Below are 11,481 nucleotides of genomic sequence, written 5' to 3'. Positions count from 1 at the left end.
GCCCCCGCGAAACCACCCGCGCCAGCCCCCCTCACCGCCGCGCCTCGAAGTCGATGCGGGGGTCGACCACGGTGTACATGACGTCGCCGATGATCTGCAGGATCAGTCCCATCAGGGTGAAGATGTAGAGGGTGCCGAACATGATCGGATAATCGCGCCGGATCGCCGCCTCGAAGCCCAGCAGGCCCAGCCCATCCAGCGAGAAGACGATCTCCACCAGCAGCGCGCCGGTGAACAGGATGCCGATGAAGGCCGCCGGAAAACCCGCGATGATCAGCAGCATCGCGTTGCGGAAGACATGGCCATAGAGGATGCGCGTTTCCGAATTGCCCTTGGCCCGCGCGGTGACCACGTACTGCTTGCCGATCTCATCCAGAAACGCATTCTTCGTCAGCATGGTCAGGCCCGCGAAGCCGCCGATCACCAGCGCCAAGGTCGGCAGGGCCATGTGCCAGGCATAGTCCAGCGCCTGCTGCCACCAGGGCCAGAACTCGCTGCCCGAACTCGACAGGCCACGCAGCGGAAACCACTGCAGAAACGACCCGCCCGCGAACAACACCACCAGCAGGATCGCGAACAGAAACCCGGGAATCGCATAACCCACCAGCACCACGCCACTCGTCCAGATGTCGAAGCGCGACCCGTCCCGCACCGCCTTCCGAATCCCCAGCGGAATCGACACCAGATAGATGATCAGCGTCGACCACAGCCCCAGCGAAATCGAAACCGGCATCTTCTCCAACACCAGATCCACCACCGGGCGATCGCGAAACAGACTCCGCCCGAAATCGAAGGTCAGGTAACCCCGCATCATCTCCAGGAAGCGGACATGCGCCGGCTTGTCGAAGCCGAAAATGCGCTCGATCTCCGCGACAATCGCCGGATCCAGACCCCGCGCACCCCGATAGGTGCCCACCGGCCCCTCCCCGGACGTCCCGCCCCCAGCCCCCGCACCCCCCGGCGCCCGAACCTCGCCACCCCCCTCACCCGTCAAACGCCCCAGCGTCTGACCCTCCCCCCGCAACTCCGCCAACATCTGCTCCACCGGCCCACCCGGCGCGAACTGCACAACAGCGAAATTGATCAGAATGATCCCGAGCAAGGTCGGCACCACGAGCAACAAACGACGGAAAATGTAGGCGGCCATGGGAGTTCTTGCGCCTATGCGGTCGCAGGGGGGACGCTGTCCCCCCTGCACCCCCCTGCCAGGAGGCAGTGGCCTCCTGGACCTCGGGACCTTGAAGGGGAATGGAGAGGGGCCAGCGGTGCCGTTGAACAAGCGGTCGCGTCGGCCCCTCTCCATTCCCCTTCATGAATCAACGGGTTCCAAGGGGCCACTGCCCCTTGGCGGGTGGGGTGCGGGGAGGGCAGCGCCCTCCCTGCGAACCACAAGCGCAACACCCCCATTGCCACCTACAGGCTCCGCCGTGCGTCGGTCAGGGCGCGGTCCTTGGTGGGGTCGACCCACCAGGTATCGAGGCCGAGGCCGTAGCGGGGGTTGCGTTCGGGGCGGCCGAATTTGTCCCAGAAGGCGATGCGGAAGGTGCGGCTGTGCCAGTTGGGGATCATGAAGTTGTTCCACAGCAGCACGCGGTCCAGCGCCCGGGTGCGGGCGATGAGTTGTTCGCGGTCGGGGGCGTTGACCACGAGTTCGACGAGTTCGTCGATCACCGGGTCGCTGATGCCGGCCATGTTCCGGCTGCCGTTTTCGCGGGCCTTGGCGGAGGAGAAGAAGTCGCGCTGTTCGTTGCCGGGGGACAGGGACTGGCCGATGACGTCGATGGTCATGTCGAAGTCGAAGGCGTCGGTGCGGGTCTGGTACTGGGCCGGGTCCACGGTGCGGACGCGGACCACCATGCCGATGCGTTCCAGCGCCTGGACATAGGGTAAGGCGACGCGTTCGAAGGTGGCGCCTTGCAGCAGGATCTCGAATTCGAAGGGCTGGCCTTGCGGCCCGACCAGGCGGCGGTTCTGCACCCGCCAGCCGGCTTCCTGAAGCAGGCGGAGCGCGGTGCGCAGGCCCTCGCGGTTGTTGCCGGAGCCATCGGTGACCGGAAGCTTGTATTCGGCGGTGAAGACTTCCGGCGGGATGCGGCCGCGGAAGGGTTCCAGGATCGCGAGCTCGGCGCCGGTCGGCAGGCCGGAGGAAGCAAGCTCGGAATTGGAGAAGTAGGACTGGGTGCGGGCGTAGCTGCCGAAGAACAGGTTGGCGTTCATCCATTCGAAGTCGAACAGCTCGATCAGCGCGCGGCGCACGCGGGCGTCCTGGAACAGGGGCCGGCGCAGGTTCATGGCGAAGGCCTGCATGCCGGTCGGCAGTTCGTGGCGCAGCTCGTCCTTCTTGGCCAGGCCGCGGCGCATGGCGGGGAAGTCGTAGCCGGTGGCCCAGTCGCGGGCGCTGTTTTCCGTGCGGAAGTCGATCTGGCCGGCCTTGAAAGCTTCCAGCGCCACGGTGGTGTCGCGGAAATATTCGTAGCGATAGACGTCGAAGTTGTTGGTCCCCTTCTGGCTGGGGATGTCCTGCGCCCACCAGTCCGTCACACGGCGGTAGACCAGGCTGCGCCCGGCGTCGAAGCGTTCCAGGCGATAGGCGCCGGAGCCGAGGGGGATATCCAGCAAGGGCCGGGTGAAGTCGCGGCCTTCCCACCAATGGGCGGGCAGCACCGGCATCTGGCCGAGGATCAAAGCGAGTTCGCGGTTCTCGTTGCTGCGGAAGCGGAAGGTAACGCGGCGTTCGGATTCGGCGACCGCCTCCGTCACATCGCCCCAGTAGGACCGGTAGAAGGGCCGGCCATGGGTGCGCAGCGCGTTGAAGGTGAAGACCACGTCGGCGGCGGTGACAGGGCGGCCGTCATGCCAGCGGGCGGCGGGGTTCAGTTCGAAGCTGACGGCCAGGCGGTCGGCGGGCAGGTCGATCCATTGCGCGAGATAGGGGTATTCGCTGCTCGCCTCGTCGCTGCTGTTGGCCAGCAGCGTGTCGTAGATCAGGCTGACGCCCACGGCCGGCGTGCCGCGCAGGGTGTAGGGGTTGAAGCTGTCGAAGGACCCCAGCGCGGTCAGGGTGATCTCCCCGCCCTTGGGGGCGTCCGGATTCACCCAGGGGAAGTTCGGGAAATCGACGGGCAGCGCGGGCTCGCCCAGCAGCGACAGGGAATGGGTGCGGATGGCCTGGCCCGGCGCGGCGGACCCGCCGGCGGGTGTCGCGGCATGCAGGGCCCCGGGCGCGAGGCCGAGGGCGGCGGAGAGGGCAAAAAGGTCGCGCCGGCGCATGGGATAGGTCTGCATGGCGTTAGTCTGGGGGTTCCCCCGCCGCGCCGCAACGGGCGCGGCCGGCTTCAGCCGGCGAGAAGCCCTGAAACCTCCGCCAGCATCGCGGGGTCGCCGAGCGCCAGCACGGTGCCGTCGCCATCCAGCCGCAGCGGGCGGCCGGCCCAGTCGGTGCAACTGCCGCCGGCGCCCTCGATGACCGGCACCAGCGCGGCCCAGTCCCAGGGCTTCATGGTGGCGTCCACCACAGCATCCACCAGCCCGAGCGCCAGCAGGCCATAGGCGTAGCAATCGCCACCCCAGGTGGTGCGGCGGGCGGCGGCCTTCACCGCGCCGAAGCGCGGCGCCGTCTCCGCGTCGAACATGTCGGGCGAGGTGCAGGAAAGCTCGGCCTCCGCCAGGCTGGCGCAGGGCCGGCAGCGCGGCGTGCCGCCGAAGGCGGAGCGGAAGCGGGTGGGCTGGCCAGCAACGCCGATCCAGCGTTCCCCGGTGGTCGGCTGGTCGATCAGCCCGAGGACCGGCACGCCGCGATGCAGCAGCCCGATCAGCGTGCCGAACAGCGGGCGGCCGGTGACGAAGGCGCGGGTGCCGTCGATCGGGTCCAGCACCCAGACCCATTCGGCGTCGGCATTGGTCTCGCCATATTCCTCGCCGATCACCCCGTGATCGGGGTGGCGCTCCGCCAGCAGGGCGCGAATCGCACGTTCGGCGCCGCGATCAGCCTCGGTGACCGGGCTGGCATCGCCCTTGGCTTCCACCAGCAAGGCGGAGCGGAACAGCGGGCGGATGACGGCACCCGCCGCCTCCGCCGCCGCTTCCGCCGCGGGCAGGAACTCCGCCGCCTGGCTCAGGGCAGCGGCGCCGGTTCGGCGGACAGCGTGCGCAGGAAGGCGATCAGGTCGGCGCGCTGGTTGATGCTGGACATGCCGGCATAGGCCATGCGGGTGCCCGGGATGGCGGCGGAGGGCCGGGTGATGAAGGCGTTCAGCGCCTCATAATCCCAGGGCTGGTCATGCTTCGCGCGCATCGCGGCGGAGTAGTTGAAGCCTTCCACATGCGCATGCGGACCGTTCACCACGTTCCAGAGGTTCGGACCCACGCCGCTCGGCCCACCCTGTACGAAGTTGTGGCAGGAGGCGCAGGCACGCTGGGCGATCTGGCGGCCGGTATCCGGATTGGCCGCGGCCAGCAGCGGGCCGATCGGCACAGCCTCCACCGGCGCGGCGGGTGCCGCGGCGGGGGGTGGTGCGGCCACGGCCAGCGCACTGGTCTCCAGCCGCTTCGGATGCACGATGGCATTGCCGATCACACCGGACACCATGAATGCGATGCCGGCGGTCAGTACCGCCGCGAACACCTTGTTGGCTTCCAGACTCATCCTGGAGTGTACCCTTCCGAAGCGCCGCTGAGGACCGCCGGTATTCGACCGCCGCACGGCCAGCATGAAAAGCAGGCCGAGGCGACGGGCTTGCGCCGGCCCCGGCCTGCCGTAAAACCCACCGGACAATATAGGCGCCGCCGGGGAACCACAACCCGGCCGCGCGCAGGACGCCAGGACATCATGCCCCATAGCACAACCGGCATCATCGCCTTCCAGGGCCTGCCGGGCGCCTATTCCGACCTGGCCTGCCGGCAGGCCTATCCGGGCTGGACCACCCTGCCCTGCGCCTCCTTCGAGGCGGCGATTGCGGCGGTGCGGGATGGCCGGGCGGGGCTGGCCATGCTGCCCTGCGAGAATTCGCTCGCCGGCCGGGTGCCGGACATCCACCGCCTGCTGCCCGACAGTGGGCTGCATGTGGTGGGAGAGCATTTCGAACGGGTCGAGCACTGCCTGCTGGCCCCGAAGGGCGCTTCGATCGCGACCCTGAAGCGCGCCCACAGCCATCCGGTGGCGCTCGGCCAGATCCTGAACCTGCTGCGTGACCTGAAGCTTCAGCCGGTGATCGAAGCGGACACCGCCGGCGCCGCCAGCCTGATCGCGGAGCGCGGCGGGGTGGAGGATGCGGCGATTGCCAGCGAGTTGGCCGCCGAGATCTACGGCCTGGAAATCCTGCGGAAGAATGTGGAGGACGCGGCGCACAACACCACGCGCTTCTATGTCTGCGCCACCACGCCCCTGGCGCCGCCCTTCGAGGCCGGGGACTGGGTGACCAGCTTCGTCTTCCGCGTCCGCAACATCCCCGCCGCGCTCTACAAGGCGCTGGGTGGCTTCGCGACCAATGGCGTGAACATGACCAAGCTGGAAAGCTACATGGTCGGCGGCGCCTTCACCGCCACGCAATTCCTGGCCGATGTCGACGGCCGGCCGGACGAGCCCGGGCTGGCGCGGGCGCTGGAGGAGCTTTCCTACTTCTCCGCCGATCTGCGCGTGCTCGGCACCTACCGCGCCCATCCGCTGCGGCTGGCGCAGCGCGAGGGGAACTGAGGCGCCGGCCGGCTGTCTACCGGGCAAGGTCTCCCATAATTGGATGAGTTCGGGTTTTGGACGCCATGCCAATGGCTTCCCGCCCCATCACGGTCTCCCGATCCTGACGGCCGGCCCCATGCCAGGGTGACGCTTTCGACAGCTTTCCCGCCGATTCACGCCGCATTTGCACTCTTCGCGTGAATGTGCGCGCGGCCAGGTCGGCCGAGGAGCGTTGCGGGATGGCGTGGGTGAAGTCGATGGGTGTGGGGGCCAAGCTGATCGCGGCCTTCGCGGTGGTGCTGGTGATCGCGGCCGGCGCGGGTGGGGTGAATGCCTACTTTCTGAACCAGGTTCAGCAATCCGTCGGCTGGAACGCGCATACGCGCAACGTGATCGCCCGGGTCGAGGCCTCGGTCAGCGCCATGGTGGACCAGGAGACCGGCCTGCGCGGCCATCTGCTGGAAGGCGCGCCAGCCTTCCTCGAACCGCTGCACAATGGCCGCGCCGTCCTGGCCGAATCCCTGGCCGAGGCCCGGCGGCTGACCAGCGACAATCCGGCGCAGCAGGCCCGCCTCGCGGATCTCGATCGCGCCGCGCAGAACTGGATGACGCAGATCGCCGACCGGCAGATCACCCTGGCCGCCAATGCCGCGACGCTGCCGGAGGCGCGGCGCATGGAAGCATCGGGAGCCGGCAAGACCTCCATGGATGCCGTCCGTCGCATCGCCGCGGAGATCATCGGCGTCGAGCGCGACCTGCTGACCCAGCGGCTCGCGGAGCAGGAGAAGGCCTTCACCGCGGCGACCTGGTCGCTGCTGCTGGGCGGCCTCGCCGCGCTGGTCGCCTCCATCCTGGCCGCATGGGTCATGCGCCGTGGCGTCGCCCAGCCGATGGCAAGGCTCGCCGCGCAGGTCGAGACCCTGTCGAAGGGCGACTACAGCATCACCATCGAGGGCGCCGGGCGTGGCGACGAGGTGGGCAGCCTCGCCAGGGCGCTGGACATCCTGAAGACCACGGCCGCCAGGGCCCGGACGCTGGAGACCGAGGCCGAGACCGCGCGGCTGCGCGCCGAGGAAGCGCGGGTGGAAGCCCAGCGCAGGCTGGCGAATGAGGTGGAGCAATCCCTGGGCGGCATCGCGGCGGCGCTGGGCCAGGCCTCCGGCGCCCTGCGCGACACCGCGGACGATCTCGGCGGCGTGGCGGATTCGACCGCGACGGAGGCCTCGGCCGCTGCCGCCGGCGCCGCGCAGGCCAGCAGCAATGTGCAGAGCCTCGCGGTTGCCTCCGAGGAAATGGCGGCCACCGTCGGCGAGATCACCCGCCAGGTGGCGGAGGCCGCCAGCGTCGCGCGCAAGGCCGCCACCGAGGCCCAGGCGACCGATGCCACCGTGCGCAACCTGGCGGAAGGGGCGCAGCGCATCGGCGATGTGGTGAAGCTGATCGCCGACATCGCCGGCCAGACCAACCTGCTGGCGCTGAACGCCACCATCGAGGCGGCCCGTGCGGGGGAGGCCGGCAAGGGCTTCGCCGTGGTGGCCAGCGAGGTGAAGGCGCTGGCCGGCCAGACCGCCAAGGCGACGGAGGAGATCGGCCGGCAGATTTCGGAGATGCAGGGCGCCACCGGGGCAGCCGTGGAAGCGATCACCACCGTGGGCACGACCGTGTCCCGCACCAATGAGATCGCCGCCGCCATCGCCGCCGCCGTGGAACAGCAATCCGCCACCACCCAGGAAATCGCCCGGAACGTCGCCGAGACCTCCCGGGGCACGCATGAGGTGTCCGAGAGCGTCACGCGGGTGACCGACTCGGCGCAGCAGACGCGCAAGGCGGTGGAAGGGCTGCGTGGCGCCGGCATGGAACTCGCCGGCCACGGCACTTCGCTGCGGCGCGAATTGAGCGCCCTGGTGGAGCGGCTGCGCGCGGCCGCCTGACCGCGAAGGCGACCGCTACGGTTCCGGCGCCAGCGTCAGAACCAGGTCCGGCTGCGGCCCCAGCGCCGCTTCCGGGGCGGCGATGTGCAGCGCCTCGCTGAGCACGCATTCCGCCACCAGCCAGCGCAGCCACCAGCCGAGGCGCGCCGGCCCGGCGCTGCCGCCGAGCCCCGGCGCGGCCAGCACCACCACCCGCCAGGGCAATGGCGCCGATGGGGCGGACCAGGCCTCCAGCCCGGGCATCACCTCGCCGATCAGGCGGGGCGCGGGCCGGTCGGCGAAGATCGCCTCGGACAGATCCGGCTCGGTTTCCCGCATTGCGACGCCCAGGAAGCTGGGGCGGGCAGACGCACCCGGCTCGGGCGGGATGTCGCGGCGCGGCAGGGCGGCAAGGTCGGCGCGCCGGGCGAGGCTGGCGGCACGGCCCAGAGCGCCAGATGCCTCCGGCACCCGCGCCTGAAGCACCTTGAGCAGGGTCAGCAGCAGCGCGTGGCAGCCGTCGATCGACAGGCTGCGGCCATCCTCACGCCAATAGCCGCCGGCATTGGGCTGCTGGGCGAAGGCCTGGCGCAGCGGCACCCAATCCGCCGCCAGCAGCGGGCGCGCGGCCGCCGCCTGTTCCCAGGCCGGCGACGCCTCGTCCGCCAGCACCGTCGCCCGGCGCGGCACCAGCAGATGCAGGGCCGGCACGCCCGCCGCCGTGGCCACGCGTGCCAGGGCCAGGAAGGCGTCGAGGGGTGGTGGTGGTGGTGGTGGCGCCGCCTCCGGAACCGGCACTGCCGGCCTGCTCGACATCGGGGGTGACGACTTCGGGGCTGCGGGTGCCGCCGTCGCGGCAGCTGGGAGGGGGGTCGCGGAGCCGGCGGGTCCGGATGATGGCATCGCCGCCGCCGGGGCGGCCGGGGCCGGGGTCCAGCCCGGCGCGGCAGGCGCTGGGGTCCAGTGCCGCGTCGGCTCCGGCGCTGGCCGGATGGCGGGGGGAGGCGGATCAGACCGCACCGGGTCCTGCTGTGCCGGCGCCGGCGGCTGTGCCGGAGCCCGCGGCGGCGGCGCCTCGGCTTCTGGCGGCGGAGCGACCTCGGAAACCCTTGGCGCAGGCGGGGTGGCGACCTTCGGTGCGGCGGGTGGCGGTGGGGCGGGGGCCGGGTCGAGGGTGGTCGGCTCCCAGCCCGCCGCGGCCTCCAGCATCTCCCGCATCCTTCGGGTCATGGCCAGGGTGGTCGCCGCCTGCCGGCCGGGCAGCAGCGCGCGTACCCGCACCCGGCCTTCCAGGATATCCTGCGGTGTCAGCGGTGCCGGCGCGCGCAGGTGGAAGCCGGGATTGCCGTCATCCCGCGCCACATCCGCGCGGCATTCCGCCAGCACCTCCAGCCCCCGCATCAGGCGCAGGATGGGCCGCGCCGCGCGGTCCTGCGGGTCGGCGGCCCATCCCACAACGACCTGCCCCTCCCGCAGCCCGTCGAGGAAACCGATCAGGCCGCGCGGCGGCGGGGGGGATGCGCCGGACATGGGGTCGCCCTCAGCGCGTTTCGTGCCGGGGACACGCCCCGGCGGAGGGGATGGGGGATGGCAGGGCCATGGCTAGAAGCCGGGCTGGCGCAGCGGCTCGACTCCGCCGCCCCGCGCCAGGCCGCGTCGCCGCAGGCAGTCGGTGAAGGCGCGGGACTCGGCCTCGGCGCGGGCCTGGCGGAAGCGTTCCTCGCTGGTCGGCAGGCCGATCACCACGCGGCGCGACTCCTCGGCCAGCGCAGGGGATTGCCGCGCCTCCTCCCGGCACGCGGCATGGGCCGGGCTTTCGGCGGTGGCGGCGGGGGCCGGCGCGCGCGTGCCGCAGCCGCCCAGCAGCAGCAGCGTGGCGAGGCAGGGGACCAGGCAGGGGGCCAAAAGCTTCATGGAGTCTGCTCCAGCCAGTCCTCGATCAGCCGGCGGGCGATGGAATCGACCCGCGGCAGGGAAAATCCATGGGCCGCCGGGTCCCGCAACTGATCGCGGGTGAACCAGCGGGCATCCTGCAACTCCTCCGGGTCGATGCGGATATCGTCCGACAGGCCCTCGGCATGGAAGCCCAGCATGATGCTGGAAGGGAAGGGCCAGGGCTGGGAGGAATGATACAGCACATCCCCCACCTCAATGCCCGCTTCCTCCATAACCTCCCGCCGCACCGCCTCCTCCAGGCTCTCGCCCGGCTCGACGAAGCCGGCGAGGGTCGAGAACATGGCGGTGTTCGGGAAGCGGTGGGAATGGCCGAGCAGGCAGCGCCCATCGCGCACCACCAGCATGATGACGGCCGGGTCGGTGCGCGGGAAATGCTGGGCGTTGCAGTTGGTGCATTGCATCGCATTGCCGGCGCTGCGCGGCGCGCATTCATGGCCGCAGACGCCGCAGAAGCGGTGCCGCGTGCGCCAGTGCATCAGCCCGCGCGCATGGGCGAGGACGGAAGCCTCCCCCGGCGGCAGCAGGCCGGCCACCTGGCGCAGGTCGGTGAAGCCGCCCATGCCTTCCGGCAGCAGCGGCAGCGGGTCCTCGGCCGCCGAGCAATCCACGGCGAAGACCGGGCGCTGCTCCCACATCCCGAGGAAGGCCCAGGGGCCGCCGGCCATGCGCACCGCCTCGGCGGCGGCACCTGTCAGCAGCACGGCCTCGGGGTGGCCGTCCTCCACACCCTTCATCAGGCTGCGGCTGCGCCAGACGGGGGTGAACAGGGTTTCGGGATGCGCCAAAGCGGCGGCGATCCACTCGGCGTCGTTCCGGCGGGTGTCCGCGCGGTCGATCGGGCTGCCTGTATAGGCGTTGGGGCGGCTGGCGGGGACTGAGAGCATGCGCGCGGACCCTGCCACGCGGCCGTGATGGGAGCAACCGAGCGCAAGTTGCATCTCATTGGCGACCGCGGTGCAGGATGATGTGCAGAACGCGTCCATCCAGTGCCAGCAGCCCAAGCCCGATCAAGGCCATGCCGCCGAACTGCGCCGCCGAAAGCCGCTCTCCCAGAAAGACCGCCCCCAGCAGGATGGCGCTGACCGGGATGAGCAGCGTGACCAGCGAGGTGTTCGTCGCGCCCGCCGTCGCGACCAGGTGAAAGAAGACGATATAGGCAAAGGCGGTGGACAGCAGCGCCAGGGCGGCCAGGGCACCCCAGATGCCGAGGCCAGGCATCCCGGCGGTCCATGGCCGGTCGATCAGCAGCACGAGCGGCAGCGCCATGAGGGTGGTCGCAGCAATCTGCCCAAAGGCCGCGACGGCCGGCTCGATGCCCATCCGCTTGAAGCGGCGACCATAGGTATTGGCGAAGCCATAGGACAATGCGGCCCCCAGGCAGCCCAGCACGCCCCAGAAGGCGCCGTCCGATCGCAGCGAAGCCTGCCCACCCAGCAGCACGGCGACGCCAGCGAGGCCCAGCGCGATGCCCGCCAGCCTGCTGCGCGAAAGCCGCTCATCCCCGGCCAGGAAATGGGCGACCAGGATGGAGAAGATCGGGGTCGTGGCGTTCAGGATGGAGGCGAGCCCGCTGCCGATGAAGGTCTGCCCCCAGAAGATCAGCGAAAAGGGCACCAGGCTGTTCAGCAGCCCCATGCCGAGAAAGGCCCGCCAGGACTCCACCGCCATCGGCACGGCGATCCCGCGCAGCCGAAGGTAGAGCCAGAGGGCCAGGGCGGCGATGCCGACCCGCGCCAGCACCACGGTCAGGGGTGGCATCTCGGCCAAAGCGAGCTTGGAGAAGAAGAACGAACCGCCCCAGAGCAACGAGAGAAGGCCGAGCAGCCCCCATTCGGCGGCGCGCATCCTGCGGGTCTCGGACACCTGGCGGAACCTTGTGGCGGTGATGCGCCCTGCATCGCGCATCGGCCCGGCCCTGCCTCGCCGGAATCGGACCTCATC

10 protein-coding genes are annotated in these 11,481 nt (G+C 70.6%); 2 read left to right on the top strand and 8 right to left on the bottom strand.

The window, feature by feature from the left end; translation table 11 throughout:
- Positions 1 to 31 precede the first annotated feature (31 nt).
- The 4 genes from JJQ90_RS20870 to JJQ90_RS20855 all read right to left on the bottom strand — a co-directional run bounded on the left by JJQ90_RS20870 (position 32) and on the right by JJQ90_RS20855 (position 4,645).
- Complete coding sequence (locus JJQ90_RS20870; protein ID WP_457851892.1) at positions 32 to 1,198, bottom strand: microcin C ABC transporter permease YejB; 1,167 nt, start codon at positions 1,196 to 1,198, stop codon at positions 32 to 34.
- A gap of 215 nt (positions 1,199 to 1,413) precedes the next feature.
- Complete coding sequence (locus JJQ90_RS20865; protein WP_230410868.1) at positions 1,414 to 3,285, bottom strand: extracellular solute-binding protein; 1,872 nt, start codon at positions 3,283 to 3,285, stop codon at positions 1,414 to 1,416.
- A 50-nt stretch (positions 3,286 to 3,335) separates the two neighbouring features.
- Positions 3,336 to 4,118, bottom strand: a complete 783-nt coding sequence (gene hisN, locus JJQ90_RS20860) for a histidinol-phosphatase (protein WP_216878454.1) — start codon at positions 4,116 to 4,118, stop codon at positions 3,336 to 3,338.
- Positions 4,115 to 4,645: a c-type cytochrome gene (locus JJQ90_RS20855; RefSeq protein ID WP_216878207.1), complete on the bottom strand. Its 531-nt coding sequence runs from the start codon at positions 4,643 to 4,645 to the stop codon at positions 4,115 to 4,117. Before JJQ90_RS20855 ends, hisN begins: the two co-directional genes overlap by 4 nt.
- Before the next feature lie 183 nt (positions 4,646 to 4,828).
- Here JJQ90_RS20855 and JJQ90_RS20850 point away from each other — a divergent pair, with 183 nt between their 5' ends.
- Positions 4,829 to 5,692 carry a prephenate dehydratase gene (locus JJQ90_RS20850; RefSeq protein ID WP_216878206.1) on the top strand — a complete coding sequence of 288 codons (864 nt, stop codon included), beginning with the start codon at positions 4,829 to 4,831 and terminating at the stop codon, positions 5,690 to 5,692.
- Between the two features lie 221 nt (positions 5,693 to 5,913).
- Positions 5,914 to 7,605, top strand: a complete 1,692-nt coding sequence (locus JJQ90_RS20845; protein WP_216878205.1) for a methyl-accepting chemotaxis protein — start codon at positions 5,914 to 5,916, stop codon at positions 7,603 to 7,605.
- A 15-nt stretch (positions 7,606 to 7,620) separates the two neighbouring features.
- Here JJQ90_RS20845 and JJQ90_RS27345 read toward each other — a convergent pair whose 3' ends face one another.
- The 4 genes from JJQ90_RS27345 to JJQ90_RS20825 form a co-directional block, all read right to left on the bottom strand.
- Entirely contained in the window at positions 7,621 to 9,114 is a 1,494-nt protein-coding gene (locus JJQ90_RS27345; protein ID WP_216878204.1) for a hypothetical protein, read from the bottom strand.
- Positions 9,115 to 9,186: 72 nt separating this feature from the next.
- Complete coding sequence (locus JJQ90_RS20835; RefSeq protein WP_216878203.1) at positions 9,187 to 9,498, bottom strand: phosphoribosylamine--glycine ligase; 312 nt, start codon at positions 9,496 to 9,498, stop codon at positions 9,187 to 9,189.
- Positions 9,495 to 10,424, bottom strand: a complete 930-nt coding sequence (gene nudC, locus JJQ90_RS20830; RefSeq protein ID WP_216878202.1) for an NAD(+) diphosphatase — start codon at positions 10,422 to 10,424, stop codon at positions 9,495 to 9,497. Before nudC ends, JJQ90_RS20835 begins: the two co-directional genes overlap by 4 nt.
- Before the next feature lie 55 nt (positions 10,425 to 10,479).
- A complete protein-coding gene (locus JJQ90_RS20825; RefSeq protein WP_329959490.1) occupies positions 10,480 to 11,403 on the bottom strand; it encodes a DMT family transporter in 924 nt (307 codons plus the stop codon).
- Positions 11,404 to 11,481 lie beyond the last annotated feature (78 nt).

The sequence above is a fragment of the Falsiroseomonas oleicola genome, assembly GCF_019029495.1.
Taxonomy (GTDB): Bacteria; Pseudomonadota; Alphaproteobacteria; order Acetobacterales; family Acetobacteraceae; genus Falsiroseomonas; species Falsiroseomonas oleicola.
The sequence above is the reverse complement of the archived record's forward strand: the minus strand, read 5'-3'. Positions and strand labels throughout refer to the sequence as shown.

What these genes read in the sequence shown, in the direction of transcription:
- nudC (WP_216878202.1), bottom strand. Translation starts at nt 10,424, where the DNA reads ATGCTCTCAGTCCCCGCCAGCCGCCCCAACGCCTATACAGGCAGCCCG.
- JJQ90_RS20835 (WP_216878203.1), bottom strand. Translation starts at nt 9,498, where the DNA reads ATGAAGCTTTTGGCCCCCTGCCTGGTCCCCTGCCTCGCCACGCTGCTG.
- JJQ90_RS20865 (WP_230410868.1), bottom strand. Translation starts at nt 3,285, where the DNA reads ATGCAGACCTATCCCATGCGCCGGCGCGACCTTTTTGCCCTCTCCGCC.
- JJQ90_RS20845 (WP_216878205.1), top strand. Translation starts at nt 5,914, where the DNA reads ATGGCGTGGGTGAAGTCGATGGGTGTGGGGGCCAAGCTGATCGCGGCC.
- JJQ90_RS20855 (WP_216878207.1), bottom strand. Translation starts at nt 4,645, where the DNA reads ATGAGTCTGGAAGCCAACAAGGTGTTCGCGGCGGTACTGACCGCCGGC.
- JJQ90_RS27345 (WP_216878204.1), bottom strand. Translation starts at nt 9,114, where the DNA reads ATGTCCGGCGCATCCCCCCCGCCGCCGCGCGGCCTGATCGGTTTCCTC.
- JJQ90_RS20850 (WP_216878206.1), top strand. Translation starts at nt 4,829, where the DNA reads ATGCCCCATAGCACAACCGGCATCATCGCCTTCCAGGGCCTGCCGGGC.